Origin of the sequence: Haloferax marisrubri (genome assembly GCF_001469875.2) — an archaeon.
Classification (GTDB): domain Archaea; phylum Halobacteriota; class Halobacteria; order Halobacteriales; family Haloferacaceae; genus Haloferax; species Haloferax marisrubri.
Window position 1 is genome coordinate 749,655 of sequence record NZ_LOPW02000010.1, and the last position, 25,984, is coordinate 775,638.

Here is a 25,984-nt window from a genome sequence, read left to right on the forward strand (position 1 = left end):
ACGAAGTCCTCCTCAGCGACCGCCGCGATAGGCCACCGACACGTCGAACTCCGAGGGCATCACCTGTCCGGTGACCACCTTCCTGACGAAGTATCCCGAGAAACCAGTTATCAGCCCCGCGCCGAGGCCGGACATGACGAACATCACGCGCCCGGCGGTCACGCCGGCCAGGGCGCTCATGGCGGCCCAGTAACCCGCGAAGGCCACGAACAGGCACGCGAGACCGAGGAGGGCGTAGCCAACGGCGTTTCCGAGGGCCGAGCGGAGACTCATGTCCCCGCATCCTCGTCCCCGAGTGAAACGGTTTGTGGGCGGTCGAATCACGCTGCCGTTGGACTGACAGACCACCGACAACACGCGCCACAGAACGGCTATCGCCGCCGCGAGACGAGTACACCCCATGGAATTGTCCCCTCGAACCGCGGTTGTGGTCGCGCTCGTTCTCGTCGTCGCGGCCGTCTCCGGCGGCCTGCTCGCCCTCGATTTCGAGGCGGCGAGCTACGAGACGACGGCCTCCGCGACCGCCGCGTCGGGCGGGTCGAACGTCGATTCGCTCCCGCCGATTACCGACGGCGTCCTCGTGGTTGACGCGCCCGAGGCCGTCCGCGACGACCTGACGGCGGCACTCGTCGAGTCGTTCGCGGAGCGGGGCGTGACGCTCGAACCGACCGACGCCCGCGAGGGGGACGCTGAGGGCCCGGTCGTGGTCGTCGTCGTTGACGAGTGGGACTCGCGCTGGAACCCGATCGCTCCCTCGGGGTCGGTGGCGTGGCGCGCGGCCTTCGATGCGGGCGGCCACGCACGACACATCGATGCGGCGCTGTCGGTTGACCCACTCGTCTTCGAGTCCACCGACGGCCCCGACCTCGCGGGGTCGGTCGAAGCGTCGGTCGAAAGCGCCGGAACCGGGGTCGTCAGCCGACCCGCCTACCGCGACCACCTCGTCGGCGTCGTCGCCGACGCGACCGCAGAACAGGTCGTCGGGCAGTTCCCCGACGCGTGAGTCGGGCGGCACGGGCGGTCGTACGGACGGCCACCTTGCCCCCGCGCCGACCCGAATGCTCGGCTATTTGATTCCTCTCGTGCAACACCCGCTATGACCGCCGTCAAGGACAGCGTCCACGACTACATCTCGCTCGACCCCGTGGCCGCCGAACTCGTCGATACGCCCGCGTTCCAGCGGCTTCGACACATCAAACAGCTCTCGACGGTCCGGCTCGTCTACCCCTCCGCGAGCCACACGCGGTTCGAACACAGCCTCGGCGTCTACCACCTCGCCTCCCGCGCCCTCTCGCATCTCGGCGTCGACGGCGACCGCGCCGCCCACGTCCGCGCCGCCGCGCTCCTCCACGACGTCGGCCACGGCCCCTACGGCCACCAGACAGAGGACCTCATCCGCCGGCGGACCGGCCGCGACCACGACGAGATTCACCATCTGCTCGACGGGACCGAGGTCGGCGAGGTTCTGACCGGCCACGGCCTCAACCCCGACCGCGTCGCCGACATGGTCGACGGCGCTGGCGGCCTCGGTCAGTTGGTCTCGGGGGAGTTGGACGTGGACCGGATGGACTACCTCGTGCGCGACGCCCACCACACCGGCGTCCCCTACGGCACTATCGACCACGGGCGACTCGTCCGCGAACTCCGATACCGGGACGGCGAACTCGTACTGGCCGAAGGGAACGTCCAGACCGCCGAGTCGCTCCTGCTCGCGCGGGCGCTGATGAACGCGACCGTCTACCGCCACCACGTCTCCCGAATCGCGGGCGCGATGCTCGAACGCGCCTCCGAGCGCCTCGTCGACGACGGCGTGCCAATCGAGGAGTTCGTCCGGATGGCCGACCACGACCTGCTCGTCGCCCTCGGCGAGCGCGTGCCCGACCTCGGCCGCCGAATCGAGCGCCGCGACCTCTACAAGCGGGCCGTCTGGGCCCCTATCGACGCCGTGCCGACCGACGTGGTCGAACTCGACTTCGAGGCGACGCGGGCGGCCGAGCGGGACATCGCCGACGCCGCCGACGTGTCGCCCGAGTCGGTCATCGTGGATGCACCGTCGCGGCCGCGAATCAAGGAGTCCCGGTCGCGCGTCGTCGTCAACGGCGTCGTCCGACGGCTCGAAGACGCCTCGGAACTCGTGGGCGCGCTCCGGTCGGCCGAGCGGACCCAGTGGCGACTCGGCGTCTACGCGCCCGAAGCCGTCCGCGACGAGGTGGCCGCGGCCGCCGTGGACGTGCTCGGACTTCCGGTTCGCGTGACGACGCCCGCCTGAGGCGCGGGGAGAGCCGGAGACACACCTCCCGTCCGACCCTTTTTCACCGATGGCGGCCGATTCACCCACAATGACGACCATCAAGGACAGCGTCCACGACCACATCGAGGTCGAGGGCGCGGCCGAAGCCCTCCTCGATACGCCGGAGATGCAGCGACTCCGGCGCATCAAGCAGTTGGGAACCGTCCAACTGGTCTACCCCTCCGCGAACCACACGCGGTTCGAACACAGCCTCGGCGTCTACCACCTCGCCTCCCGCGCCCTCTCGCATCTCGGTATCGAGGGCGACGCCGCCGCCCACGTCGAGGCCGCGGCCCTCCTCCACGACGTCGGTCACGGCCCCTACAGCCACAACATCGAGGACGTGACCCACCGCTACACCGGCAAGTACCACGACGACGTGGAGGAACTCGTCGCCCGCGGAACCGTCGGCGAGACGCTGGAGGCCGAGGGTTTGGACCCCGAGCGCGTCGCCGCCTTGGTCGAGGGCGACGGCCAGTTCGGGCAACTCGTCTCCGGGGAGTTGGACGTGGACCGGATGGACTACCTCGTGCGCGACGCCCACCACACCGGCGTCCCCTACGGTACCATCGACCACGAGCGCCTGATTCGGGAACTGACCTTCGTCGACGGCGAGTTGGTCCTCGCCGAGGGGAACGTCCAGACCGCCGAATCGCTCCTGCTCGCGCGGGCGCTCATGAACCCGACCGTCTACCAGCACCACGTCGCGCGTATCTCGAAGGCGATGCTCCGGCGCGCGTCGGAGCGACTGCTCGCCGAGCCCGACATCGACGCCGAGGAACTCCGTCGAATGGACGACTCCGACCTGCTCGTCGCGCTCAAACTCACCGACTCGACGAGCGCCTTCGCCGAGCGACTGGCCACCCGCGACCTCTACAAGCGGGCCGTCTGGGCGGAGTTGCCGAACGTCCCCGACTCGATTATCGACGCCGAACACGACGCGCTCGCGGGGTTCGAGCGGGACATCGCCGACGCCGCCGACGTGTCGCCCGAGTCGGTCATCCTCGACGTGCCCTCGCGCCCGTCGATGACCGAGTCGTCGTCGCGGGTGATGGTCAACGGCGAGATTCGGCAGTTGGAGCGGGAGTCGCCGCTCGTGCAGGCGCTCCGGACCGCACAGGAACAGCAGTGGCGACTCGGCGTCTACGCCCCGCGCGAGGAGACAGAACGAGTCGGTCGCGCGGCCGCCGACGTGCTCGGCCTCGACGTGGACGGCGCGCTCGTCGCCGAGGTCAGAAGCGGCCTCAACGCGACGCTCGACGAGTTCGAGTAGCCGCCGTCCCGAGACGGGAGGTTCAAGCACCGCCGAGACGCATTCGAGAGCGATGCAACTCGAGGGTACGATACTCCGCGGCCGCGACTTCGACCCGGTCGAGGGGCGCGTCGTCGTCGAAGAGGGCACGATAACCGCAATCGAGGAGACGGCGACCGATTCGACGGACATCATCCTCCCGGCGTTCGTCAACGCTCACACCCACCTCGGCGACTCCATCGCCAAGGAGGCCGGCGAGGGACTGTCGCTCGACGACCTCGTCGCGCCGCCGGACGGGCTGAAACACCGGCTCCTCCGCGCGGCCAGCACCGAGGAGAAAGCCGCCGCAATGCACCGGTCGCTCCGGATGATGGAGGCCGGCGGGACGGCGGCCTGTCTGGAGTTCCGCGAGGGCGGCGTCGAGGGCGTCGACGTCATCCGACGGGCGCTCGACGGCCGCGACATCGAGGCGGTCGTCTTCGGGCGCGAGACGGCGGACGCGATGGAAATCGCAGACGGGTTCGGCGCGTCGGGTGCGCGCGACGGCGAGTTCGGCGCGCTCCGGGACGCGACCGAGGCCGCCGGAAAACTGTTCGGCATCCACGCGGGCGAGCGCGACCCCCACGACATCAGCGCCGCGTTGGACCTCGAACCGGACTTCCTCGTCCACATGGTCCACCCCGAGGCGTCCCACCTCGAACGCGTCGAGGACAGCGAGATACCCATCGTCATCTGCCCGCGGTCGAACCTCGTCACCGACGCGGGCGTCGCGCCGATTCGCGAACTGGTCGACCGCACCACCGTCGCGCTCGGCACCGACAACGTGATGCTCAACAGCCCCTCGATGTTCCGCGAGATGGAGTTCACCTCCAAGTTGGCGGACGTTTCCGCCGCCGAAGTCCTCCGCATGGCGACCGTCAACGGGGCCGAAATCGCCGGGCTGAACTACGGCCTCGTCGAGGAGGGCCGCGACGCCAAACTGCTCGTCCTCGACGGCGACACGGACAACCTCGCGGGCGTCGAGGACGTGGTCCGCGCCGTCGTCCGCCGCGCCGGGCAGGCGGACGTGAAAGACGTGTACCTCTGAGTTCGGACGACGACCGCGCCCGGACCGTCCGGGTCGCAGAACGCTCACGAACGCCGACCTATTCTCGCAGTACTCCTCCCGTAGCAAAGGGTTATTACCGACCCCGAGAATATGTTATCAAGTGTCATGGTGTTGTACGACCGAATCATCGTTCCCATCGACGGTTCCGCCGGCTCCGAGCGAGTCGCGGTCCACGCGGCGGCCTTAGCGGCCGTCCACGGTGCGGAACTCCACGGTGTGTACGTGGTGAACGCGGGGAGCTTCGCGGGGCTCCCGATGGAATCGTCGTGGGAGGGGCTCGACGACATGCTGCGCGCCGACGCCGAGTCGGCGCTCGACAAAGTCGAGCGCGCGGCCGAATCGCAGGGCGTCCCGGCCGAGACGCACGTCCTCGAAGGGACGCCGAGCCGGGAAATCGTCGAGTTCGCCGAGCGCGGCGAGTGTGACCTCATCGTGATGGGGACCCACGGCCGCGGCGGCATCGACCGCCTCCTCCTCGGGTCGGTCGCCGAAAAGGTCGTCCGGGCGTCGAAAGTCCCCGTCCTGACCGTCCGCATCGAGGGCGGCGACGACGACGCCGACGAGTACGCCGTCGAGGTGCCGGACGACGCCGCGCCGGAGTCGCCCACCGAGTCGCCTGGGGAGGTGGACGCGGCCGCCGACTCGACGGCGACCGCCGACGGCGGAGAGTAGCGAAACAGCAGAAACAGCGGTGCGGGTCGGTCGCGGTTTCAGCGCCCGCCGTCGGCCGGGCGCAGGTGTTCGCAGTCGCCGGCGTGGACTCGTTTTTCGCCCTCGTCGGTTCGGACGACGAGCGTGCCGGGGTGTTCGACGTCGATTGCGTCGCCCTCGACGACGCCGCTCGCGGTGTGAACGCGGACCCGCCTGCCGAGCGTGTCCGCCCGCTCGCGCCACGCGGGGAGGACCGCGTCGAGGTCGCCGCGCAGTTCGTCGAAGCGTTCGAGCACCCGCTGGACGAACACGCGGCGCTCGACGGGACCGGCCTCGGCGGCGACGCTCGTCGCGCCCTCGGGAAGCGAAGCGGGGTCGAGGTTGACGTTGACGCCGGCACCGATGACGAGCCACGAGACGCGGTCGGCCTCGCCTTCCATCTCGGTGAGGATGCCGCAGAGCTTCCGGTAGCCGCGGTCGCCTGGCGTGTCGGCGTCGTTCGAACGGTCACCGGCGTGAGCCGGTGAACCTCCGCTCGCTTCGCTCGCGGAGACACCGTCGGACGCTTTCGCGCCCGACGGGTTATCGTTCGCTTCGCTCACGATAACGTCGTTCGGCCACTTGATGCTCGCGTCCACCCCGGCCTCGCGCGCCGCGTCGCAGACGGCGACGGCCATCGCCAGCGTGTACAGCGGGGCGTACGCCGGCGGTTCGTCCGGGCGGACGAGCAGGCTCATCCAGACGCCGCCGTCGGGCGCGGACCACTCCCGATTTTTCCTGCCTCGGCTGGCGGTCTGCTGGCGGGCCACGACGACTACGTCGCTCGCGCCCTCGGCGGCGAGGTCGCGGGCGCGGTCGTTCGAGGAGTCGAGCGTCTCGTGGAACTCCACGTCGTAGTCGGCGTCGAGACCGTACTCGATTGCCGGGCCGCCGTACTCCGGCACGTCGGTGACGACGTAGCCGTCGCCGGCGCTCTCGACGCCGAACCCCTCGTCGCGGAGTGATTCGACGTGCTTCCAGACCGCGGCGCGGGAGACGCCCAGTCGGTCGGCGAGGTCGGGCCCGGAGACGGGACCCGCGGCGAGTGCGTCGAGGAGGGCGCGTCGCGTGTCGCTCATGGAGGTCGGTACCGGCGCACGGGAAAAGAGGTTCGCGGTTCGAGCGTCGCTTCGGCCGCGGGACTATTCGAGGACGAGCAGCACGTCGCCCATGTCCACGCTGTCGCCCTCGGAGACGAGGACCTGCGAGACGGTGCCGCCGCGCTCGGCGACCACGTCGTTTTCCATCTTCATGGCTTCGAGGATGCAGACGGTGTCGCCGGGTTCGACCTCGTCGCCTTCCTCGACTTCGACGGAGAGGATGGTCCCCTGCATCTCGGCGGTGACGGACTCGCCGTCGCCCTCGATAATCTGCTGGGAGTCGTCGTCGCCGTCGTCGCGGCGCTTGCGCGGGCCGGCGGAGTTGGAACCGCCCGCGGACGCGTTGCCGACCGGGATGGCGGGCGCGCCGCGCTCTTCGAGGCTGACCTCGAAGCGCTTGCCGTTGACCTCGACGGTGAAGGTGCGTTCCGTGACCTCGTCGTCGTCGTCATCGTCGGCGACGGCCTCGGGCGACCAGCGCTCGACGGCGGCCTGGATGCGGTCGGGGTCGAGCACCTCGTCGAGGTACTTCGTCGTGTGGCTCCCCTCGTGGAACGCCTCGTCGGTGAGCATGAGACGGTGGAACGGGATGACCGTGCGGAGCCCCTCGATGTCGAACTCGGCGAGCGCGCGCTCGGCGCGGGCGAGGACCTCCTCGCGGTCCGAGGCGGTGACGATGAGCTTGGCAATCATCGAGTCGTAGTCGCCGCCGATTTCGTCGCCCTGGCGGACGGCGTCGTCCATGCGGACGCCGATACCGCCCGGCGGGTCGTAGGTCGCGAGCGTGCCCGTCGCGGGCGCGAACTCCTTTTCGGGGGCCTCGGCGTTGATGCGGAACTCCATCGAGTGGCCCTCGATGTCCACGTCGTCCTGCGAGAAGTCGAGTTCCTCGCCGGCGGCGACGCGCAGTTGCCACTTCACCACGTCGAGACCCGTCACTTCCTCGGTGACGGTGTGTTCGACCTGGATGCGCGTGTTGACCTCCATGAAGTAGAACTCGCCGTCCTCGACGAGGAACTCCACGGTGCCGGCGTTGGTGTAGTCGGCGGCGCGGACGCCGCGGCGGGCGGCCTCGCCGATGCGCTCGCGCAGGTCGTCGGAGAGTGCCGGCGACGGGGCCTCCTCGATGACCTTCTGGTGGCGGCGCTGGAGCGAGCAGTCGCGCTCGCCGAGGTGGCGGACGTTGCCGTGCTCGTCGGCGAGAATCTGCACCTCGATGTGGCGCGGCGCTTCGAGGTACTTCTCGACGTAGACGGAGGCGTTGTCGAAGTACGCCTCGCCCTCGCGCTTTGCCGTCTCGAACTGCTCGTCGACCTCGTCCTCGGAGTGGACGACCTTCAGGCCGCGGCCGCCACCGCCGCCCTCGGCCTTGATTGCGACCGGGTAGCCGAACTCGTCGGCGACGGCCTTCACGTCCTCGGCGGAGTCGGCGGGCTCGGTCGTGCCGGGGACGACCGGCACGTCGGCGTCCTGCATGAGCGCGCGGGCCTTCGTCTTCTCGCCGAGGCGCTCCATGGCGTCGGCCGACGGACCGACCCACTTGAACTCGGACTCCTCGACCTTCCGGGCGAACGCGGCGTTCTCCGCGAGGAAGCCGTAGCCGGGGTGGATGGCGTCTGCGTCGGCCTTCCGCGCGGCCTCGATGACCGACTCGTGGTCGAGGTAGGAATCGGCCGCGCGGGCGGGACCGATGTTGTACGCCTCGTCGGCGTACCGCACGTGCCCGCCGTGTTTGTCCGCCTCGCTGTAGACGGCGACGGTTCGGACTCCGAGCTCCTCGCAGGCGCGCATGACGCGCACCGCGATCTCGCCTCGGTTGGCGACGAGAACCTTGCTGAACATTTGCGGTAGTCTTTCAGGGAACCGCACGTTATTCTATCGATTTTACCAACGCACGTCGGTGGCCGATTCGACAGACGACGATTTACGTGTTCGACCGTGAAGGAACGACCGAGCTTACACTTCTCTGGCACTATACGCCGCGAATACTGGTTCAAATCCAAACGGCCTTATGCGTGTGCCACACTACGACACGGGTAATGGCAGTACGAGTCGGCATCCTCGGTGCAACCGGCGCAGTCGGACAGCGATTCATCCAACTCCTCGAAGACCACCCGACGTTCGAACTCGCGGCGCTGACCGCGAGCGAGTCGAGCGCGGGCAAGCGATACGACGAGGCCGCGAAGTGGCGCGTCAACACGCCCATCCCGGACGACGTGGCCGCGATGGAAGTCGGCAGCACCGACCCCGCGGACGTGCCCGACGACATCGACCTCCTGTTTTCGTCGCTCCCGTCGTCGGTCGCCGCCGAGGTCGAACCCGAGTTCCTCGAAGCGGGCTACGTCGTCTCCTCGAACTCCTCGAACGACCGCATGGCCCCCGACGTGCCGCTCACGATTCCGGAGATCAATCCGGAGCACCTCGACCTCATCGAGGTCCAGCGCGACGAGCGCGGCTGGGACGGCGCGCTCGTGAAGAACCCGAACTGCTCGACCATCACGATGGTCCCGACGCTCGCCGCGCTCGACCAGTTCGGCCTCGAACGCGTCGACGTCACGACTCTGCAGGCCGTCTCCGGCGCGGGCTACGACGGCGTCACCTCGATGGAAATCATCGACAACGCCATCCCGCACATCGGCGGCGAAGAAGAGAAGATGGAGACGGAGTCCCGCAAACTTCTGGGCTCGTTCGACGGCGCGGAAGTCGCGCTCCACGGCGCGGAAGTCAACGCCTCGTGTAACCGCATCCCGACGCTCGACGGCCACCTCGAGAGCGTCTTCGCCGACCTCGCCGACGACGCCTCCCCCGAGGACGTCGCGGCCGCGATGCGGGAGTACCCCGGCGTCGACCTCCCGAGCGCGCCCGAACAGCTCATCCACGTCTTCGAGGACAACTTCCGCCCGCAGCCCCGCCTCGACCGCGAGCGCGGCGACGGCATGCAGATTTCCGCCGGCGGCATCCAGGCCACCGAGAACGGCGTGAAGTACAACTGCCTCGCGCACAACACGATTCGCGGCGCGGCCGGCGCGTCGGTCCTCAACGGCGAACTCCTCGCCCAAGAGGGCTGGATTTAGGCTATATCCACCCGTCGGCGTCGCTTGCGACCCCGACTTCGGCGCCACGGGCACTCTCTTCGTCTCGCCACTCGTCGGCGAGCCGACCGTACCGAAGTACGTCGACGTGCTCCCCGTCGACGAACCCCTGTTCTCGGTGGACGCCCTCGCGCTCGAAGCCGGCTTTCTCCAGCACGCGGGTCGACGCCGGGTTCGTCTCGTAGGCGTTCGCGTACAGTTTGTTGAGCCGACGCTCGCCGAAGGCGTAGCCGCAGAGCGTCCGCAACGCGTCGGTCGCGTAGCCGTTGCCCCAGTAGTCGGGCGCGACGAGGTAGCCGACCTCGGCCGCGCCGGTGACGACGTTCGGCGGTTTGAGGCCGATTGTCCCGACCGGGTCGCCGCCGACCGAGACGACGAAACTGATGTCGTCGCCGTCGCCGCGCGATTCGACCCACTCGCGCTCCGCCGCGCGCGTCACGGGGTCGACGGCGGCGATTCCCTGTCGGACCCGCGGGTCGTTGACCGTCTCGTGGAGGAACTCGACGTGCTCCGACTCGACGGTTCTGAGCTCGACGCGGTTGCCTTCGAGAAACGCGGCTCCGGACATACCCCGTCCGTCGTCGCGGCCGCACTTCAACGTGGGCGTGTCTGGTACCGTCCGTTCGCGTACCAGCCGCACAGCATAACAGTCACACGCCACCTTCGCGCCCCTCGTCCATCCGTCCCGAGTTAGACACGGTTTTCACGCCGCGCCGACAGAGCGTTTCGCATGTCCCGACGCGGCCTCGAAGCGGGGCTCTCCGCCGGTCTGCTCGTCGCCGCGCTCGGCGGCGTCGCGTGGGTAACCGGCGAACCGTTCGTCTTTCCGAGCCTCGGCCCCACGGCGTTCGTGCTCGCCTTCCAGCGACGCGTCGGGCGCTCCCGTTCGACTCGCATCGTGGGCGGCCACGCCGTCGGTGCCGTCGTCGGGTTCGCGGCCTACGCGCTCGTCGCCCCGGGCGTGACGCTCACCCCGTCGCTTCCGGTCGCGTCGACGGACACGCTTCGACTCGTCGCGAGCGCGGCGGTGTCGGTCGCCGCGACGAGTTGGGGGATGGTCGAACTCGACGCGGTCCACCCGCCGGCCTGTGCGACGACGCTCATCATCTCGCTCGGGTTGCTCTCGACGCCGCAGTCGGTCGCAACTATCGTCGCGAGCGTGGTGCTCCTCGTGGGGGTCCACCGCGGGACGAACGCGCTCCTCGGCGAGACGCGCGGAGACGCTCCGGCAGATGCGGGTTCGCGGAGTTGAGTTTTCGTCGTCGGTGATATCGCTCGAAACAGACGGTGCGGGAGAATGGGGTGTGTGGCGGGCGAACGAACGAGTCGTCGCCCTGATGTGCCTCTGACAGCAGCAAATACTAACTCGTCACCGAGTCACTTATGATTTCTGTGAAACACGTTCGCATCGGGCGCGCTAGCGTCGCTCGCGCGTGAACGTGGCAAAATCCGTCATTGGAGAGGTTCGTTTCCGACTGACATTCCGCGACAAGAGACACCGACGACGACAAGTATATGTGCCATGGTCACATTTGGCACGCTGTATCGCTATGAAGCCGTGCCACAGTTGTCAGGCGGTTATCGACGAGTACATCCTGGACAAAAAGCTCGAAGTGCTGCGCGACCTCACGGTTGACGACTTCAACCTGTGTGCGGACTGCACCACAGTCGTCGCCGATGCGTGCGTGGAATGCGGCGGTGGCGTCTATGTCCCGCGGGGCGAAACGACGGTCCCCGACTACTGTCCGGCGTGCCGCGCGGACCTCATCCGGCGGACGGGGAGCGACCCCGGCTGGACCTGCGATGCCGTCTCGACCTGAGTAGCGGTTCTCGACCGGTTTTTTGCGGCTGTCATCCGTGAGTGACGAGGATTCACGCCGCGTCGGTTCCGGCGTTGCACGAGATTTTTCCCGACGATGCGAGGGTTGTTGTATGGATGAAAAGAGTGTGGTCGAGTTCGTCGAGGAGTGGCAACGCGGCGCGTTTCTCCTATCGGGTCGGTGCTAGCGTTTCTGGCGTTTTCGTATCTGTTCTACAGGAGGTGAACATCGAGTGGACGGCGAGCGTGGCAGATTAGATAGTTCTCGTTCGGATGGAGTTCTCTCGTGACGCGTGAGTGGACCACAGACGGACTCGATTTCTGCACCGCGAGCAAGCGAAGCGAGTCTTCGTGGGACGTTTTTCGTCCAGGCTTCTGCGAGGAAACTGTCGCTCTTCGAGCGATAGTCAACGAAGTAAAAAGGTGGAGTGGGACCGCTGAGAGTCGAACTCAGGTCCTACCGACCCCATCGGCAGAGGATACCACTACCCCACGGTCCCAGGGTGCATTCAAAGCGATGCGTGTCTCGCGGTTAAGCCCTTCGTTTCGTCGCGGCGACGCGAGGCTCTGCCGTGCCACGGTATCGCACCGTCGTCCCGCGGTTCGACCGGTTCCGAGTCGGCGGAGTCGGCCCGCGGGTACGCTTTTGTCGCGCGGCGAGTAATGACAACGCATGTTCACGTCCCTCCAGAGCGTCCCGCTCGGACTCCTCCCGTTCGTCGTGATGCTCCTCGTCCTCCTCGCGCTGGGCGTCGCGGCCGCCCGGTGGTGGTCGATACGCCGCGGGAGCGGGTCCGAACCGGCCGCGGACCGGGACGAGGAGTCGCACGGCTACCCGCTGGCGTCGTGGCGCTACGTCTACGACCTCGACAAATCGGACGCGAAACGGGAGGTCGCGTCGGTCAACGAACAGGCGGAGACGCTCGCGGACGCGGACAAAAAGCGCCGAAGAAAGTAGCGCGCCCTCAGACTAACACGGCTTCGAGCGAGACGACCTCGCCGGCGTCGGCGTCCGCATCGCCGACGAGTTCGCCCAGACAGACGGCCGAACCGTCGTCGGTGAAACAGGCGACGAGGTCGCCGCGGGAGGCGTCGGCGTCGACGTCGAAGACGCCGGGGGCGTAGACGGGCGCGCCGTTGGCGACCTCGCGGGCCGCGCTGTTGGCGATGGTCACGGACGGGAGGTGCGACAGCGCCCGCTCGGCGGGCGAGACCACGTCGCGGAGCCACGACTCGTCGCCCTCCTCGGCGAACGCGAGGGCGTCCGCAAGGTCGTGGAGCGTCACGAGGTCCGCGTCGTCGAAGGGGTCGGTCGCGGTCCGGCGGAGGTGGCCCATGTGGCCGCCGGTGCCGAGCGCGAGGCCGAGGTCGTGACACAGTTTTCGGATGTACGTGCCCGACTCACAGCGGATGCGCAGGAGCGCCTGTCTGTCTTTCACTTCGAGGAGGTCGAGGTCGTACACCTCACGGACGCGGAGGCGACGCGAGACGGCGGACTTCCGTGGGGGCTTCTGGTAGAGTTTCGATTCGAACTCGGCGACGGTCGAGTCGATGTCGGCCGGCGCGGGCCCGTGGAGTTCGAGGACGGAGACGTACTCCTTGGAACCTTCGAGGAACACCTGCGCCATGCGGGTCGCGTCGCCGAGGAGGGTCGGCAGACAGCCGGTCACCTTCGGGTCGAGCGTGCCCGAGTGGGCGGCGCGGTCGACGTCGGCCATGTCGCGGACCCAGCCGGTGACTTGGTGGGCCGACGGCCCCGGCGGCTTGTCGAGGTTGACGACGCCGAACGAGAGCAGGTCGTCGACGCTCCGGTGTTCGGGCGGGTCTCGGAGCATGGTCAGAAGTCGTAGCGGACGCCTTCGACGGGGTATTTGCCCTCGTCGGCCTCGGGGTCGTAGGAGTCGACCGCGGCGATGCAGACGGCCGTGACCTCGTCCGGGCCCCAGCGGGCGGTGTTGAGCGCGATATCGTAGATAGAGAGGTCCGTGATGTCGATGTCGTAGTACGCGTCGTACCGCTTGGCCTCGCTCGCCTCGCGGGTCGTCGTCTCCTCGCGGGCGATGTCGGGCGCTTTGTCCTCGCGGTCGGCGATGCGCTCGGCGCGGACGTCCACGGGGGCGTCGAGCCAAAAGCGGAGGTCGGCGGCGTCGCCGGCGAGCCAGCCGGCGAGTCGGGATTCGAGGAGCACGTCGTCGCGGTCGAGCGCGATGTCGCGGAGGCGACGGTCGAGGTCGCGGTCGATTTGGTCGTCTTCCTCGGCGAGTTTGTTGAACTCGACCGCGGTCATGTCGCGCTCGGCGGCGAGCTCGCGGAAGATGTCCCCGCCGCTTATGTGTTCGAGGTCGAACGCCTCGGCGAGCGCGGCGGCGGTCGTGCTTTTCCCGCTGCCCGGTGGTCCGGAGACGGTCAGTAACATATCCATGCTGTGTGCGGTCGGCTAAAAGGTGTTATCGTTGCCGACGGCCCCTGCGGAGGCTTCGCACGGCGTCGGAGGACCCTCCGCGGCGTCGAGACGAGGCGGGTCCCGCGGCTGGCGAGCGTCGGAAACGGAGAGAGAAACCGAGTTGCTTCGAGTCGCCCGCGTCGGTTGGGCTGCCCGAGTCGGCTTACGACGCCGACGGCGACATGTCGATGTTCAGGCTCTTGCGGATGATCTGGGTGAAGCCCATCGAACAGAGGAAGTACCAGACAATCCACGCCTGCATCGGCCCGAGGACGCCCTGCTTCCACTCGACGGAGCCGACGAGCGGGAGCACGAGGTTCTCGAGCTGGACGTGGGGCTGGGCGTCCGCGCCGCCGACGCCGATGGCCCAGTACATCCAGAGGAACACCGGGATGGTGAGGAACATGATCCAGACCATCGGGCGGAACTGCTCTTTGAACATGCCCATCTGGTCGCCCATCGCCTCCATCTGCTCTTCTTGAATCTTTTCGAGCGCCGCGTCGTCGCCGCGCTCCTTGGCGTCCTTCTGCCGCTGTTGGATGTCCTTCATCCGCTCTTGGTACTTGCCCATCTTCTCCATGTCCATGAGGTTCGCCTGCAGGAGCGTGGAGTAGAGGCCGGTCGCGAGCGCGAGGACCATCACGACGGCGTAGAACGGGAGCATCTCGGCCAGCGGACCGAGCGCCACGTCCATCACGCCGCCGATGACGTTGCGGACCTCGGCGACCGAGTAGCCGAGGAACAGGCCGACCGTGACGACGGCCGCGCCCTTGTCGTACTTCGACCACGAGGAGTCGCCGGTGTCGATGTCGGCCGACGAGGACGACGACGAGCCGCCGGAGCCGGACGTGTCGTCTTCGAGGCCGGCGCGGGTCTCCGCCGCGTCGGCGAGCCGGAACCCCTCGTCGCCGTCGACGAGGATACCCTTCTCGATGAGGCGACCCCACTGGCCGCTCGTGAGCTCGTCGCGAACGTCGGCCCACTCGACTTCTCCGTCGTCCGCCCGGTCGAGGACGGTTTCGACGGCGGCGCGCATGTCGGCGTCGGAGCCGACGAGGTCGCGCACCCGAGATTCGATTCGTGCCATTACCGGCTCTTTAGCAACCGGCTGTTATCAAGGTTTTACTCTGGGGACGAGAGCGAGCGCGCCGCCGGCGGCGCTGGCGCTCCCGTCGCAGTCGGTGAAAAAACGTCGCGTCGGCGCGCGTTTACGCGTCGTCGACGACGGACTGGATGTCCTCGAAGACCTCGTCGGGGGTCTGTTCGCCGTCGACCTCGACGAGGACGCCCTCGTCGCGGTAGTGCTCGATGACGGGCTCGGTGTTCTCCTCGAACACCGACAGGCGCTCGCGGACGGTCTCTTCGGTGTCGTCGTCGCGCTGGACGAGTTCGCCGCCGCAGTCGTCGCAGACGCCCTCCTCCTCGGGCTGGTTGAACTTCACGTGGAAGTTCGTGCCGCAGTCGTCGCAGACGCGGCGGCCGGTGAGGCGCTCGACGAGTTCGGACTCGGCGACCTGCAGGTAGATGACCGCGTCGAGGTCGGTGATTTCGGTGAGGTACTCCGCCTGCGAGAGGTTCCGCGGGTAGCCGTCGAGGACGTAGCCGTCGGCGTCTGCCAGCGCGGCCTCGACGATTTCGTTGACGACCGCGTCGGGGACGAGTTCGCCCTTCTCCATGAACGAGCGGGGCGTCCCGTACTCGGTCTCCATGTCCTTGTTCGCGCGCAGCGCGTCGCCGGTGGTGACGTGTTCGACGCCGTAGGTCTCGGCGAGTCGCTTCGACTGTGTGCCCTTACCTGCGCCCGGAGCTCCGAGCAGAAGGATGCGCTTTCCCATATCTGACCCCATCCGGCGAGAGCATATAGTGTTGAAGATACGTACTGAGTTCTGCGACGGAGACGGTCAGAGGAACCAGAAATTATTGCACTTTCTTCGTGGACCTACAGCTCCCACGGCCGTCCCACCGCGGTATTCGAGGGATTTGTTGCCGGTTTCGCAGACGGAAGCGACACGTTCAACGGCGCGGCCCTCGTGGCACCGACAGATGCGCGATTCGTCCCTCATGCGCGACGCGCTCGGCGCGGCCACCGTCGAGCGCGCGTACAGTCTGTGGTGTACGCTCGAACGCGGCTGGCGCGCGACCGCCCTCGGTCTCGTCGTCGTGACCGTCCTCGCGACGCTCGGGCCGTGAGCGCCGGGGAGAACTCGGCTGCCGGCGTCGGCCGGCTCGCGCGACTCGCACCGGGCGTCGGCCTCCTCGTCGCCCTCGCGGGGGCGGCCACGCTCGTCGCCGGCTTCGTCCCCGGCGTCAACGCGCTCCTGCTCGGCGTGCTGTTCGGGGCCGTCGTCGCCAACACGGCGGGCGTTCCCGACTGGGCGCGCCCCGGCGTCGACACGCAGAAGCTCCTCCTCGAGACGGGCATCGTCCTGCTCGGCGCTCGCATCGCCGTCGACGAACTCGTCGCCTCCGGCCCCGTGCTGGTCGCGCTCGTCGTCGTGACCGTCGCCGCGGGCGTCCTCCTCGTCGAGGCCGTCGCCGGGCGCGTGTTCGGCCTCGCCGACAAGACCGGGTCGCTCCTCGCGGCGGGCGCGAGCGTCTGCGGCGTCTCCGCGGCCACCGCCATCGCCGGCACCATCGACGCCGACGGCGAGTCGCTCGCCCACGTCGTCGCCGCGGTCCTCCTGTTCGACGCCCTCACGCTCGCCGCGTTCCCCATCGCCGGCGACCTGCTCCCGCTGTCCGGCCGCCAGTTCGGCATCTGGGCCGGCCTGAGCATGTTCAGCACCGGCCCCGTCACCGCGGCCGGCTTCGCTCACTCCGAAGTGGCGGGCCGTTGGGCGACGGTGACCAAGCTCGCGCGCAACTCCATGCTCGGCTTCGTCGCCGTCGCCTACGCGATTCGCTACGCCGGCCGGGCCGAGGAGGCCGCGACCGGCCTGCGCGCCGTCTTCGACGGGGTCCCGCGGTTCCTCGTCGGCTTCGTCGCCGTCGCCGCCGTCGCCAACCTCGGCCTGCTCTCGGACGCGACGCTCGCGACCGTCGGCACCGCCAGCGACGCCCTGTTCGCTCTCGCGTTCGTCGGTCTCGGCCTCGACGTCCGTCTCGACGCGATGCGACAGACGGGGGCGGCTCCGCTCGCCGTCCTCGGACTGCAACTGCTCACCATCAGCGCGCTCGCGCTCGCCGCCGTCCTCGTGCTGTTCTGACGCGCCGGCGGCCGCCTCGCCGTCCGACTGACGCCGCACCCGCCCCGACGCGGGCCGCTTTTGTACCGCCCGGGTGTAGCAACCCGCATGACTCGATTCGAGGCCGACACCACCCGCGAGCGCCGGAAGCTCTTCGCCGACGCCGTGTCGGCACACCGCGACCGCGGCAGCGCCTTTCTCACTATCGAGGCCGAGCGCCTCGACGACCTCGACGGCGAGGGCCCCGGCCCGTGGATTCAGTTCGCCGACCAGACGTTCAACATGGACGTGACCGAAGACGAACTCGACCGGCTCAAGACGCTCCTCTCGGAGTTCCCCGAGTTCCGCATCGACCAACTGGAGAGCCCCGAGGAGGCCGAGGGGACGAACGTCCGCATCACCGCTCGCTCGGACGCTAACCGCCTCGCCGGATTCGCTGACCGGGTCTTTCAGGCGGTCTACGGCCGCGACGAGGCGTACCGGGCGTGGGTCACCGCCGTCTGAGCGGACGCGTTCTCTCCGCGTTCGATTTGCTTCGACGCCGTGCCCCGGTTTGCGAACTTCTAAATCTATTGCCCCACAACTTCCGCGCATGAATTCCCGACGGTCACGTTGTGAATTGGGCTCGCTCGCCCCGGCACAATCCCGTTCCGCCGGGTGGAATCGCCTCTCTCACTCCACTCTCACAGGTTCGACACATGACTGAACACGTCGAACCGCTGTTCTCGCGTCCCCTGCTGCCGCTCGCGAACGCGGACGACGCCGAACTCACCTGTACCACCGCGTTCCCGCGCATCGCCGCGGCCGACGGTCGAGCCTCCGTCGTCCACGTCATCGAGAAGGCGGGCGGCGCGCCGGACAAAGCCGGCGTCGAACAGCGCGAGGAGGTCGCAGACGAACTGTTCGATATCGCCCGCCGCGCCGCGGACGACGCCGGTATCGAACTCCAGACCGACCTCCGGTTCGCGACCGACGTCGGCGACGCCATTCTCGAAGCGGCTCGCGAGACCGACGCGTCGGCCATCGTCTTCACCCCGCGCGGCGGCCACTCGTGGTGGGACCTCTTTTCGGGCGCGGTCCGCGAGGAGTTGATTCGGCACAGCGACCGTCCCGTGGTCGTGCTACCGGCGGACAACGCCGACGAAGGCGGTGAAACATGACAGACGAGGAACTCGCGAAAGACCTCGGCCCGCTCGCGGCGTTGACCATCGGTATCGGGACGATGATCGGCGCGGGTATCTTCGTGCTTCCGGGGGCCGCGGTCCAACAGGCTGGGCCGCTCTCGGCCGCCGCGTTCGTCCTCGGCGGCGTCATCGCGCTCTTGACCGCCATGTCCGCCAGCGAACTGGGCACCGCGATGCCGAAGTCCGGCGGCGCGTACTACTACATCAACCACGCCCTCGGGCCGCTGTTCGGCAGCGTCGCCGGGTGGGGCAACTGGATGGGACTCGCGTTCGCCTCCGCGTTCTACATGACCGGGTTCGGTCAGTACGTGGTGACGTTCCTCCCCATTCCGAGCCTCGTCCTCGGCGGTATCACGGTCTCCGCCGTGAAGCTCGTCGCCCTCGCGGGCGGCCTCCTCTTCGTGTTCATCAACTACGTCGGTGCGAAGGAGACGGGGAAGCTACAGAACGCCATCGTACTCATTTTGCTGGCCATCCTCGCCGTGTTCACGGTCTTCGGACTCCTGAACGCGGACCTCGCCAAACTCCGGCCGTTCGTCCCGCCGGACAGGGGCGTGTCGCCGCTCCTGCCCGTGACCGGCCTCATCTTCGTCTCGTACCTCGGGTTCGTCCAGATTACCTCCGTCGCGGAGGAAATCAAGGACCCCGGAAAGAACCTCCCGCGTGCCGTCCTCGGCAGCGTCGTCATCGTGACGCTGGTGTACGCGCTCGTCCTCCTGACCGTGCTGGCCGCCGTGGACAACAGCCTCGTCGCCGGGAACGAGACCGCCGTCGTCGACGTCGCCCGGCTCCTCATCGGTCCGGTCGGTGCGGGCGCGATGCTGTTCGGCGGCCTCCTCGCCACCGCCTCGTCCGCGAACGCCTCGATTCTCGCCTCCTCGCGGATTAACTTCGCCATGGGGCGCGACCGAATCGTCTCCACGGCACTCAACGAGATTCACCCCCGATTCGGCACGCCGTACCGCTCTATCGCCATCACCGGCGGGTTCATCCTCCTGTTTATCCTGCTGGCTGACGTCAACACCCTCGCGAACGCCGGGAGCGTCCTCCACCTCATCATCTACGGGCTGCTCAACGTCTCGCTCATCGTGATGCGCGTGTCCGACCCCGAGGATTACCAGCCGGACTACCGGGTTCCGCTGTACCCCATTGTTCCCGTCCTCGGGGCGATTACGTCGTTCGCACTCATCGCGTTCTTCGCCGACACCATCGTCCTCCTCGCGGCCGGCTTCGTGGTGTTCGCCATGGTGTGGTACGCCGCCTACGCCCGCACGAAAGCGACGAAGCAGGGCATCCTCGGAAAGTACCTGCTCCAGCAGTCGGAGCAGCTCCCGGACGCCGCGGTCTCGGCCGCCACGTCGGTCCAGCCCGACGGGGGCTACCGCGTCATGGTCCCGCTTTCGAACCCCGAAAGCGAGCGCGACCTCATCTCGCTGGCCGGGGCCGTCACCAAGGCCAACGACGGGACGCTCGTCGGCGTCCACATCGTGAAGGTGCCGGACCAGACCGCTCTCGAATCGGCCCGCGAGGAGTACGACTTCGCCGAGGCCGACCGCCTGCTCGAACAGGCCCGCGTCGACGCCGACGAACTCGGCGTGGACATGGAGACGCACACCGTTCTCTCCCACCGGTCGTTCGAGGAAGTGTTCGACGCGGCGGAGACCTACAACGCCGACCTCGTCGTCATGGGCTGGGGCCCCGACAGCCACGGGTCGCCCGGCCGCGCCGAGAGCGCGTACGAGGAGATAACGCACGCGCTCCCCTACGACGTGTTGGTGCTGAAGGACCGCGGCTTCGACCCCTCGCACGTGCTCGTCCCGACCGCCGGCGGCCCGGACTCCGACCTTTCGGCGTCCATCGCCTCGGTCTTACGCGAGTTCTGCGACGCGGAGATAGAGCTCCTCCACGTCGCCGACGACAGAGACGCGGGTGAGCGCTTCCTCCGCGAGTGGGCCGACGAGCGCGGGCTCGGCGACGCCACGCTCACCGTCGAGACCGGCGACGTCGAGAGTGCCATCGAGTCCCACGCGACCGACGCGTCGCTCCTCGTCGTCGGTGCGACGGAGCGCGGCCTGCTCTCGCGGCTCGTCAGCGGCACCGTCGTCATGGACGTCGTCGACGACGTGGAGTGTTCGGTCCTCTTAGCCGAACGGAGTCGCTCTCGGAGCATCAGAGAGCGCCTGTTCGGGTAGCCGAACCGGGCCGCGAAACCGACCCGTTTTCTCGCAGACGACGGCCACGCGTCGCCGCGGCACATTTCTTCTTCGCCGCCGTAGCGAGGGGTATGGCGAAGCAATCGGGGCTGTCGCGCGACGACGTGGAGCTGGCCGTCGAGGCGACGAGCCGTCGTATCGAGGTGGGCGAGGTCACGCTCCACGCGGTCGAAGCCGGACCGGAAGACGGCGAACTCGTCGTCCTCCTCCACGGCTTCCCGGAGTGTTGGTACGCGTGGGCGGACTACCTCCGCCCGTTGACCGAGGCGGGCTATCGGGTCGTCGCGCTCGACCAGCGCGGCTACAACCTGAGCGACCGCCCCGCGGGCGTCGAGTGGTACAGCATCGACGAGCTCACCGACGACGTGGTCGGCGTCGCGGACGCGCTCGGCCGCGAGAAGGCCCACGTCGTCGGCCACGACTGGGGTGGCGCGGTTGCGTGGTGGACCGCGCTTCACCACCCGGACCGGGTGCGCTCGCTGACCGCGATGAACCTCCCGCACCCGGCGGTGCTCGCCCGCCACCTCAGACGCGACCCGGGCCAACAGCTCCGAAGCTGGTACGTCCTGTTCTTCCAACTGCCGAAGCTCCCCGAACTCCTCACTCCCGTCGGCGACTGGGCCGTCCTGGAGCGGACGATGACCGGCTCCGCGCTCCCCGGCACGTTCTCGGCGACCGACCTCGACCGCTACCGCGCCGCGTGGTCGGTGCCCGGTGCCTACGGCTCGATGGTGGACTGGTACCGCGCGGTCGTCCGCGAGCGCCCGCGCCCCCGGGCGGAGACGGTCGAGGTGCCGACGCTCGTCGTCTGGGGGAGCCGCGACCGGTTCCTCCGACCGAAGATGGCGCGCGAGAGCCTCGCGTTCTGTGAGGACGGCCACCTCAAGACGTTCGACGAGGCGACCCACTGGGTCCACCACGAGGAGCCGGTGGCCGTCGCCCGTACGGTCGTCGAACACCTCGACGACGCGTGGCGGACCCCGAACAACACCCCCGACGAAGCGGGCCACCGACCCGTCTGACCGCCGGGGAGTCGATTTTCTCGAAGCGGCAGTATTCTCCGCATCCTCCGTGGAGATATATAGGTCCATCGAGGGAACTTAGCGAGGTTCTTGTACGTCCGGCGTTCAGGTTGAACCGACGCGGGAGCAGTCCGGTGGTGGGACTTTCCATGCCCCTTCGAACCGTCTCCGCGTCTCTTCATGAGCAGGGACGGGGGACCGTCCCACCTTTCGACCGGCGAGCGGCGGCGACGACGAACGGCCTCGAACGCGACCGGGTCGGCCCCGTCGGCGGCGGATGAGTACGTTCTTACTGGCGGCCCCCGCAGGTCGCGTATGACCGACCTCGGAAAGGTCGACCGCGAGTTCTTCGACGAGTACATCTACCCGCGGTTGGGCGCGGCCCGCGACGACGTGGCGCTCGGCCCGACCCACGGCGTCGACTTCGGCCTCCTCGACATTGACGGGACCGCCGTCGCCATCGCGACCGACCCCGTCTCCGTGCTTCCCGCGCTCGGCTTCGAGCGCGCGGGCCGGTTCGCCATCGACATCGTCCTCTCGGACATCGCCGTCTCGGGGCTGGACCCCTCGCACCTCGCCGTCTCCTTTACGCTCCCGCCCGAGATGACCGACGCGCAGTTCGCCGAACTCTGGGAAGCGATGCACGACGAGGCCGACGACCTCGGCGTCAGCATCGTCACCGGCCACACCGCCCGCTACGCCGGCTGTTCGTACCCGTGGGTCGGCGGCGCGACCGCGCTCGCCGTCGGCGACCACGACGACGTGGTCCGCCCGGACGGCGCGAAACCCGGCGACGACGTGCTCGTGACGAAGGGGCCGGGCGTCGAGGCGACCGGGCTCCTGACGACGCTGTTCCCGGGCGCCTTCGCCGACCTCGACGCCGACGTGCTCGACGCCGCGCAGGCGCGACTCGACGAGACCGACGCCGTCCGCGACGCGATGACCGTCTCGGCGGCCGGCGGCCGCGGCGTCCACGCCATGCACGACGCCACCGAGTGCGGCGTCCACGGCGCGCTCAACGAAATCGCCGAGAGCGCGGGCGTCCAACTCGAAATCGACGAGTCGAGCATCCCGCTTCGCCCCGGCGTCCGCGAGACCTGCGACTTCCTCGGCATCGACCCGTGGCGCTCGACCACCGCCGGGTCGCTCGTCGTCGCCACGGACCCCGCCGTCACGGACGACGTGGTCGCCGCGCTCGACGCCCGCGGCACCCCCGTCGGCGTCGCCGGCACCGTCGTCGCGGGCGAGGGCGTCGTCGTCGACGGCGAGCGCATCGAACACCCCGACGTGGACCCCTCGTGGGCCGCCTACGACCGACTCGCCCGCGAGGCCGAGCGGTCGGACGCCGACGAATAAGCGGACTCAGCCCTCGTTTTCCAGCGCCTCCGCGACCCGGCCGAGCGCCGCGTCCGCCGCGTCGACGTCGGCTGTGAGGATCAGAAAGCCGTGCGGCATGGCGGCCTCGTGGTCGTGGACGACCTCGACCCCGGCGGCGTCGAGCGCCGACGCGTAGGCCGCCCCCTCGTCCCGAAGCGGGTCGAAGCCGGCGGTGACGACGTACGCGGGCGGGAGGTCGGCGTGCGAGTCGGCCCGGAGCGGCGCGGCGAAGGGGTTGTAACGGTCCACCGGTTCCCGGAGGTAGGTGTCGTGGGCCCACAGCACGTCGTCGCGGGTGAGAAGCGGGCCGTCGGCGTTCTCCCGGAGCGAGTCGTGGTCGGCCGAGCAGTCGGTCATCGGGTACAGGAGAACCTGTCTCTCGATATTGGGGCCACCGAACTCCCGGGCGTGGAGGCAGACGGCGGCCGCGAGGTTGCCGCCGGCGCTGGTCCCCGCGACGGCGAGGCGGTCAGCGTCTGCGCCGACGGACGCGCCGTGTTCCGCGACCCACTCGACCGCCCGCACGCAGTCGTCGAGGCCGGCGGGAAACGGGTGTTCGGGCGCGAGTCGGTAGTCGACCGAGACGACGACGCGACCCGAACGGACCGCGAGCCGTCGGCAGACACCGTCGATTGAATCCAGCGTGCCCATCGCCCAGAGGCCGCCGTGAAAGAAGACGAGCGCGGGGCGCGTCTCGCCGGGCGCGGGGTGGTAGATGCGGAGCGGAATCTCGTGGGTTGAGGTGGCTCTCTCGCCGCTCTCGCCGTCGATTGCGAAGTTCGTAACGCGGGCGACCTCGGGGGCGTCGCCGGCCGAGAACACCTCGTCTTCGACCCGGCGGACGCTCTCGACGCCGAGCGCGGACCACTCGGGGAGCCCCAGTCGCTCGACCTCGGCGACGGCCGCGCGGGCCTGCGGGTCGAGGTCGGTCGCGCGGTCGGCGACCGCGGCGTCGAAATCGCTATTGTCGGCGTCGTCGGCGTCGGGCCGGGACTCGCCATCAGGTCGGTCGTCGCCGTCGGAGCGAACCATACCGGTGGGCCGCGGGCGACCGTGAAAAACACCACGCCGTGCGGGTCGTGAATCTACTTGTCGCGCCGGCGCTTCGACACGCGTATGACCGACGACCTCACCGTCGAGGCCGCCCGCCAGATGGACGCGGCGGACCCGCTTTCGGACCTCCGTGACCGCTTTTTGGTCCCCGAGGGCGAACTGTACATGGACGGTAACTCGCTCGGCCCGCTGTCCGTCGACGCCGAAGCGGCGCTCGAACGCGTCATCGACGAGTGGCGCGACCTCGCCATCCGCGGGTGGACCGACGCCGACCCGGAGTGGTTCACCTACGGCGAGCGACTGGGCGAGCGACTCGCCCCGCTCGTCGGCGCGAACCCCGACGAGGTCGTCGTCGCCAACTCCACCACCGTCAACATCCACGCGCTCGTCGGGACGTTCTACGACCCCGCCCGCGGCGAGAAAATCGTCGTCGACGACCTCGACTTCCCGACGGACCACTACGCGATTCGCGCGCAACTCCGGGCGGCCGGCCGCGACCCCGACGAGGCGCTCCGCGTGGTCGAGAGCCGCGACGGGCGGACCATCGAGACCGAGGACGTGCTCGACGCCATCGACGACGACGTGGGGATGGTGTTTCTCCCCTCGGTCCTCTACCGAAGCGGCCAACTGTTCGACATCGAGGCCATCACCGAGGCGGCGCACGAGGCCGGCGCGCTGGCCGGCTTCGACCTCGCGCACTCCGTCGGCGCGGTCCCGCACCGGCTCTCCGAGGTGGGCGCGGACTTCGCCGTCTGGTGTCACTACAAGTATCTCAACGCCGGCCCCGGCTCCATCGCCGGCCTCTACGTCAACGAGCGCCACTTCGGCGTCACGCCCGCGCTCGCCGGCTGGTGGGGCAACGACAAGGAGACGCAGTTCGACATGGCGATGACCTACGAGCCGGCCCAGTCGGCCGGCGCGTTCCAGTCCGGGACGGTCCCGGTGCTGTCCGCGGCCCCTCTCGACGGCGCGCTCGACATCGTCGAGGACGCCGGCGGCGTGGCCGCCCTCCGCGAGAAGTCGCTGGCGCTCACGGACTACCTCATCGACCTCGTGGACGAGCGGCTCCCGGAGTGCGAGGTCGGCACGCCGCGTGACCCCGCGGCCCGCGGCGGCCACGTCGCGGTCGAACACCCCGAGGCCTACCGTATCAGCCTCGCGCTCAAGGAACGGGACGTCATCGTTGACTTCCGCCAGCCGAACGTCGTTCGCGTGGCCCCCGCGCCGGCGTACGTCGGCTTCGAGGACGTGTACCGGGCGGTCGAGCAGTTCCGCGAGATTCTGGACGGGAAAGACTACGAGACGTTCGAGAAGCAAAGCGGCGGCGTCACGTGAGGGTCGCGGCGGCGGGGCGTCGGTCGCTTACCAGTCGATGACTTCCTTGTCGCGCCAGAATTTCCCGGCGGGCGCGCCGGGCTTGAACGTCGCGAGCCACGTCGGCGTCTCCGCGCCCTTCTCGACCGGTCGGTTCGCCTCCTCGCCGCCCATGTCGGTGCGGACCCAGCCGGGACACACCGAGTTGGCGATGAGGCCGTCGTCGCCGTACTGGCCGTCGAGGTAGGCGGTGAGGCCGTTGAGACCGGTCTTCGAGATTCGATACGCGGGCGACCCGCCGGACTGCTCCTCGCCGAGCGCGCCCATGCCGGACGAGACGTTGACGACGCGGCCGCCGTCGGACTGGAGGAGGAGGGGAACCGCGTGCTTGCACAGGAGCATCGGCCCGCGGAGGTTGACGCCGAGGGTGCGGTCGATTCGCTCTGTCGGTTCGGCGACGATGTCGTCACCAGAACGCGTCGCGTTCTGGTTGGCTCGTGAATCGGTATCCGATTCACGAACGTCACCGCCCTCGGCGATGCCGGCGTTGTTGACGAGGATGTCGAGGCGGCTCTGGTCGGCGAAGATGCCGTCGACGACCTCCTCGATGTCGCCTTCTTGGGTCACGTCGAGGAGGACGCGTTCCGTCCCCTCGGGCGTCTCGTTCGTGACGCTGCGCGACCCCGCGTACACCGTCGCGCCGCGGTCGCGGAGGTTCTCGGCTATCTGGCGGCCGATACCTCGGTTCGCGCCGGTGACGAGCGCGACCTGTCCGTCGAGGTCGTCGTAGCGGTCGGGTTCCATGGATGCGTCTGCGAACTGAGAAAGGATATTCTCACCGA

Annotated in this window: 27 protein-coding genes and 1 tRNA gene; 17 read left to right on the forward strand and 11 right to left on the reverse strand. The window is 68.8% G+C overall.

Going from position 1 to position 25,984, the window contains the following annotated elements; genetic code table 11:
- Positions 1–12: 12 nt before the first annotated feature.
- The gene (locus tag AUR65_RS10785; protein ID WP_058566895.1) at positions 13–273 is read right to left on the reverse strand and encodes a hypothetical protein; all 261 of its coding nucleotides are present in this window, start codon (positions 271–273) and stop codon (positions 13–15) included.
- Positions 274–400: 127 nt separating this feature from the next.
- Between AUR65_RS10785 and AUR65_RS10790 the strand changes: the two genes are divergently transcribed.
- The 5 genes from AUR65_RS10790 (at position 401) to AUR65_RS10810 (ending at position 5,322) form a co-directional block, all read left to right on the forward strand.
- Positions 401–1,003: a hypothetical protein gene (locus AUR65_RS10790; RefSeq protein ID WP_058566896.1), complete on the forward strand. Its 603-nt coding sequence runs from the start codon at positions 401–403 to the stop codon at positions 1,001–1,003.
- 93 nt (positions 1,004–1,096) lie between these two features.
- Positions 1,097–2,269, forward strand: a complete 1,173-nt coding sequence (locus AUR65_RS10795; RefSeq protein ID WP_058566897.1) for an HD domain-containing protein — start codon at positions 1,097–1,099, stop codon at positions 2,267–2,269.
- Positions 2,270–2,339: 70 nt separating this feature from the next.
- Complete coding sequence (locus AUR65_RS10800) at positions 2,340–3,563, forward strand: HD domain-containing protein (RefSeq protein WP_058566898.1); 1,224 nt, start codon at positions 2,340–2,342, stop codon at positions 3,561–3,563.
- Between the two features lie 52 nt (positions 3,564–3,615).
- On the forward strand, positions 3,616–4,629 hold the full coding sequence (locus AUR65_RS10805) for an amidohydrolase family protein (protein ID WP_058566899.1): 1,014 nt from the start codon (positions 3,616–3,618) through the stop codon (positions 4,627–4,629).
- A 126-nt stretch (positions 4,630–4,755) separates the two neighbouring features.
- Positions 4,756–5,322 carry a universal stress protein gene (locus AUR65_RS10810; protein ID WP_058566900.1) on the forward strand — a complete coding sequence of 189 codons (567 nt, stop codon included), beginning with the start codon at positions 4,756–4,758 and terminating at the stop codon, positions 5,320–5,322.
- 38 nt (positions 5,323–5,360) lie between these two features.
- Here AUR65_RS10810 and AUR65_RS10815 read toward each other — a convergent pair whose 3' ends face one another.
- On the reverse strand, positions 5,361–6,419 hold the full coding sequence (locus AUR65_RS10815; protein WP_058566901.1) for a biotin--[acetyl-CoA-carboxylase] ligase: 1,059 nt from the start codon (positions 6,417–6,419) through the stop codon (positions 5,361–5,363).
- 63 nt (positions 6,420–6,482) lie between these two features.
- Complete coding sequence (gene pccA, locus AUR65_RS10820) at positions 6,483–8,282, reverse strand: propionyl-CoA carboxylase biotin carboxylase/biotin-carboxyl carrier subunit (RefSeq protein ID WP_058566902.1); 1,800 nt, start codon at positions 8,280–8,282, stop codon at positions 6,483–6,485.
- 197 nt (positions 8,283–8,479) lie between these two features.
- Here pccA and asd point away from each other — a divergent pair, with 197 nt between their 5' ends.
- Positions 8,480–9,514 (forward strand): aspartate-semialdehyde dehydrogenase, encoded by a 1,035-nt coding sequence (gene asd, locus AUR65_RS10825; RefSeq protein ID WP_058566903.1) that lies wholly within the window; start codon positions 8,480–8,482, stop codon positions 9,512–9,514.
- A 1-nt stretch (position 9,515) separates the two neighbouring features.
- Here asd and AUR65_RS10830 read toward each other — a convergent pair whose 3' ends face one another.
- Positions 9,516–10,100, reverse strand: coding sequence for a GNAT family N-acetyltransferase (locus tag AUR65_RS10830; protein WP_058566904.1), 585 nt, complete (start codon positions 10,098–10,100; stop codon positions 9,516–9,518).
- A gap of 162 nt (positions 10,101–10,262) precedes the next feature.
- Here AUR65_RS10830 and AUR65_RS10835 point away from each other — a divergent pair, with 162 nt between their 5' ends.
- Positions 10,263–10,784, forward strand: a complete 522-nt coding sequence (locus tag AUR65_RS10835) for an HPP family protein (RefSeq protein WP_058566905.1) — start codon at positions 10,263–10,265, stop codon at positions 10,782–10,784.
- Between the two features lie 298 nt (positions 10,785–11,082).
- A complete protein-coding gene (locus AUR65_RS10840) occupies positions 11,083–11,352 on the forward strand; it encodes a DUF7571 family protein (protein ID WP_004042445.1) in 270 nt (89 codons plus the stop codon).
- 428 nt (positions 11,353–11,780) lie between these two features.
- On the opposite strand, the gene AUR65_RS10845 is transcribed toward AUR65_RS10840, so the two are convergent.
- Positions 11,781–11,851 (reverse strand) — tRNA-Pro (locus AUR65_RS10845).
- 173 nt (positions 11,852–12,024) lie between these two features.
- Here AUR65_RS10845 and AUR65_RS10850 point away from each other — a divergent pair.
- Positions 12,025–12,309, forward strand: a complete 285-nt coding sequence (locus tag AUR65_RS10850; protein ID WP_058566906.1) for a hypothetical protein — start codon at positions 12,025–12,027, stop codon at positions 12,307–12,309.
- A gap of 7 nt (positions 12,310–12,316) precedes the next feature.
- Here the strand turns inward: AUR65_RS10850 and AUR65_RS10855 are convergent, their stop codons facing one another.
- The 4 genes from AUR65_RS10855 to AUR65_RS10870 form a co-directional block, all read right to left on the reverse strand.
- Entirely contained in the window at positions 12,317–13,186 is an 870-nt protein-coding gene (locus AUR65_RS10855; RefSeq protein WP_058566907.1) for an RNA-guided pseudouridylation complex pseudouridine synthase subunit Cbf5, read from the reverse strand.
- A 2-nt stretch (positions 13,187–13,188) separates the two neighbouring features.
- Positions 13,189–13,767 (reverse strand): (d)CMP kinase, encoded by a 579-nt coding sequence (cmk, locus tag AUR65_RS10860; RefSeq protein WP_004969859.1) that lies wholly within the window; start codon positions 13,765–13,767, stop codon positions 13,189–13,191.
- Positions 13,768–13,957: 190 nt separating this feature from the next.
- Positions 13,958–14,881: a DUF106 domain-containing protein gene (locus AUR65_RS10865; protein WP_058566908.1), complete on the reverse strand. Its 924-nt coding sequence runs from the start codon at positions 14,879–14,881 to the stop codon at positions 13,958–13,960.
- 121 nt (positions 14,882–15,002) lie between these two features.
- Positions 15,003–15,629 (reverse strand): adenylate kinase, encoded by a 627-nt coding sequence (locus AUR65_RS10870; protein ID WP_004969862.1) that lies wholly within the window; start codon positions 15,627–15,629, stop codon positions 15,003–15,005.
- A 208-nt stretch (positions 15,630–15,837) separates the two neighbouring features.
- On the opposite strand from AUR65_RS10870, the gene AUR65_RS19730 reads away from it, so the two are divergent.
- The 7 genes from AUR65_RS19730 to AUR65_RS10900 all read left to right on the forward strand — a co-directional run bounded on the left by AUR65_RS19730 (position 15,838) and on the right by AUR65_RS10900 (position 22,754).
- Positions 15,838–15,984 (forward strand): hypothetical protein, encoded by a 147-nt coding sequence (locus AUR65_RS19730; protein ID WP_158250834.1) that lies wholly within the window; start codon positions 15,838–15,840, stop codon positions 15,982–15,984.
- Positions 15,981–17,000: a YeiH family protein gene (locus tag AUR65_RS10875; RefSeq protein ID WP_058566909.1), complete on the forward strand. Its 1,020-nt coding sequence runs from the start codon at positions 15,981–15,983 to the stop codon at positions 16,998–17,000. Before AUR65_RS19730 ends, AUR65_RS10875 begins: the two co-directional genes overlap by 4 nt.
- 87 nt (positions 17,001–17,087) lie before the next feature.
- The gene (locus AUR65_RS10880) at positions 17,088–17,483 is read left to right on the forward strand and encodes a hypothetical protein (protein ID WP_058566910.1); all 396 of its coding nucleotides are present in this window, start codon (positions 17,088–17,090) and stop codon (positions 17,481–17,483) included.
- Between the two features lie 194 nt (positions 17,484–17,677).
- Complete coding sequence (locus AUR65_RS10885; RefSeq protein ID WP_058566911.1) at positions 17,678–18,139, forward strand: universal stress protein; 462 nt, start codon at positions 17,678–17,680, stop codon at positions 18,137–18,139.
- Positions 18,136–20,355 (forward strand): amino acid permease, encoded by a 2,220-nt coding sequence (locus AUR65_RS10890; protein ID WP_058566912.1) that lies wholly within the window; start codon positions 18,136–18,138, stop codon positions 20,353–20,355. The genes AUR65_RS10885 and AUR65_RS10890 overlap by 4 nt, the downstream gene beginning before the upstream one ends.
- Positions 20,356–20,447: 92 nt before the next feature.
- Entirely contained in the window at positions 20,448–21,398 is a 951-nt protein-coding gene (locus tag AUR65_RS10895; RefSeq protein ID WP_058566913.1) for an alpha/beta fold hydrolase, read from the forward strand.
- A gap of 315 nt (positions 21,399–21,713) precedes the next feature.
- Positions 21,714–22,754, forward strand: a complete 1,041-nt coding sequence (locus AUR65_RS10900) for a HypE family hydrogenase expression/formation protein (protein WP_058566914.1) — start codon at positions 21,714–21,716, stop codon at positions 22,752–22,754.
- 6 nt (positions 22,755–22,760) lie between these two features.
- On the opposite strand, the gene AUR65_RS10905 is transcribed toward AUR65_RS10900, so the two are convergent.
- The gene (locus AUR65_RS10905; RefSeq protein WP_058566915.1) at positions 22,761–23,807 is read right to left on the reverse strand and encodes an alpha/beta hydrolase; all 1,047 of its coding nucleotides are present in this window, start codon (positions 23,805–23,807) and stop codon (positions 22,761–22,763) included.
- A gap of 84 nt (positions 23,808–23,891) precedes the next feature.
- Here AUR65_RS10905 and kynU point away from each other — a divergent pair, with 84 nt between their 5' ends.
- Entirely contained in the window at positions 23,892–25,163 is a 1,272-nt protein-coding gene (gene kynU, locus AUR65_RS10910) for a kynureninase (protein WP_058566916.1), read from the forward strand.
- Between the two features lie 27 nt (positions 25,164–25,190).
- On the opposite strand, the gene AUR65_RS10915 is transcribed toward kynU, so the two are convergent.
- Positions 25,191–25,946, reverse strand: a complete 756-nt coding sequence (locus AUR65_RS10915; protein WP_058566917.1) for an SDR family NAD(P)-dependent oxidoreductase — start codon at positions 25,944–25,946, stop codon at positions 25,191–25,193.
- Positions 25,947–25,984: the final 38 nt, after the last annotated feature.

What these genes read in the sequence shown, in the direction of transcription:
- AUR65_RS10885 (WP_058566911.1), top strand. Translation starts at nt 17,678, where the DNA reads ATGACTGAACACGTCGAACCGCTGTTCTCGCGTCCCCTGCTGCCGCTC.
- AUR65_RS10800 (WP_058566898.1), top strand. Translation starts at nt 2,340, where the DNA reads ATGACGACCATCAAGGACAGCGTCCACGACCACATCGAGGTCGAGGGC.
- AUR65_RS10895 (WP_058566913.1), top strand. Translation starts at nt 20,448, where the DNA reads ATGGCGAAGCAATCGGGGCTGTCGCGCGACGACGTGGAGCTGGCCGTC.
- cmk (WP_004969859.1), bottom strand. Translation starts at nt 13,767, where the DNA reads ATGTTACTGACCGTCTCCGGACCACCGGGCAGCGGGAAAAGCACGACC.
- asd (WP_058566903.1), top strand. Translation starts at nt 8,480, where the DNA reads ATGGCAGTACGAGTCGGCATCCTCGGTGCAACCGGCGCAGTCGGACAG.
- AUR65_RS10815 (WP_058566901.1), bottom strand. Translation starts at nt 6,419, where the DNA reads ATGAGCGACACGCGACGCGCCCTCCTCGACGCACTCGCCGCGGGTCCC.
- AUR65_RS10805 (WP_058566899.1), top strand. Translation starts at nt 3,616, where the DNA reads ATGCAACTCGAGGGTACGATACTCCGCGGCCGCGACTTCGACCCGGTC.
- AUR65_RS10850 (WP_058566906.1), top strand. Translation starts at nt 12,025, where the DNA reads ATGTTCACGTCCCTCCAGAGCGTCCCGCTCGGACTCCTCCCGTTCGTC.
- AUR65_RS10795 (WP_058566897.1), top strand. Translation starts at nt 1,097, where the DNA reads ATGACCGCCGTCAAGGACAGCGTCCACGACTACATCTCGCTCGACCCC.
- AUR65_RS10840 (WP_004042445.1), top strand. Translation starts at nt 11,083, where the DNA reads ATGAAGCCGTGCCACAGTTGTCAGGCGGTTATCGACGAGTACATCCTG.
- AUR65_RS10880 (WP_058566910.1), top strand. Translation starts at nt 17,088, where the DNA reads ATGACTCGATTCGAGGCCGACACCACCCGCGAGCGCCGGAAGCTCTTC.
- AUR65_RS19730 (WP_158250834.1), top strand. Translation starts at nt 15,838, where the DNA reads ATGCGCGATTCGTCCCTCATGCGCGACGCGCTCGGCGCGGCCACCGTC.
- AUR65_RS10790 (WP_058566896.1), top strand. Translation starts at nt 401, where the DNA reads ATGGAATTGTCCCCTCGAACCGCGGTTGTGGTCGCGCTCGTTCTCGTC.
- AUR65_RS10830 (WP_058566904.1), bottom strand. Translation starts at nt 10,100, where the DNA reads ATGTCCGGAGCCGCGTTTCTCGAAGGCAACCGCGTCGAGCTCAGAACC.
- AUR65_RS10785 (WP_058566895.1), bottom strand. Translation starts at nt 273, where the DNA reads ATGAGTCTCCGCTCGGCCCTCGGAAACGCCGTTGGCTACGCCCTCCTC.
- AUR65_RS10905 (WP_058566915.1), bottom strand. Translation starts at nt 23,807, where the DNA reads ATGGTTCGCTCCGACGGCGACGACCGACCTGATGGCGAGTCCCGGCCC.
- AUR65_RS10855 (WP_058566907.1), bottom strand. Translation starts at nt 13,186, where the DNA reads ATGCTCCGAGACCCGCCCGAACACCGGAGCGTCGACGACCTGCTCTCG.
- AUR65_RS10890 (WP_058566912.1), top strand. Translation starts at nt 18,136, where the DNA reads ATGACAGACGAGGAACTCGCGAAAGACCTCGGCCCGCTCGCGGCGTTG.
- AUR65_RS10865 (WP_058566908.1), bottom strand. Translation starts at nt 14,881, where the DNA reads ATGGCACGAATCGAATCTCGGGTGCGCGACCTCGTCGGCTCCGACGCC.
- pccA (WP_058566902.1), bottom strand. Translation starts at nt 8,282, where the DNA reads ATGTTCAGCAAGGTTCTCGTCGCCAACCGAGGCGAGATCGCGGTGCGC.
- AUR65_RS10810 (WP_058566900.1), top strand. Translation starts at nt 4,756, where the DNA reads ATGGTGTTGTACGACCGAATCATCGTTCCCATCGACGGTTCCGCCGGC.
- kynU (WP_058566916.1), top strand. Translation starts at nt 23,892, where the DNA reads ATGACCGACGACCTCACCGTCGAGGCCGCCCGCCAGATGGACGCGGCG.
- AUR65_RS10870 (WP_004969862.1), bottom strand. Translation starts at nt 15,629, where the DNA reads ATGGGAAAGCGCATCCTTCTGCTCGGAGCTCCGGGCGCAGGTAAGGGC.
- AUR65_RS10835 (WP_058566905.1), top strand. Translation starts at nt 10,263, where the DNA reads ATGTCCCGACGCGGCCTCGAAGCGGGGCTCTCCGCCGGTCTGCTCGTC.
- AUR65_RS10900 (WP_058566914.1), top strand. Translation starts at nt 21,714, where the DNA reads ATGACCGACCTCGGAAAGGTCGACCGCGAGTTCTTCGACGAGTACATC.
- AUR65_RS10915 (WP_058566917.1), bottom strand. Translation starts at nt 25,946, where the DNA reads ATGGAACCCGACCGCTACGACGACCTCGACGGACAGGTCGCGCTCGTC.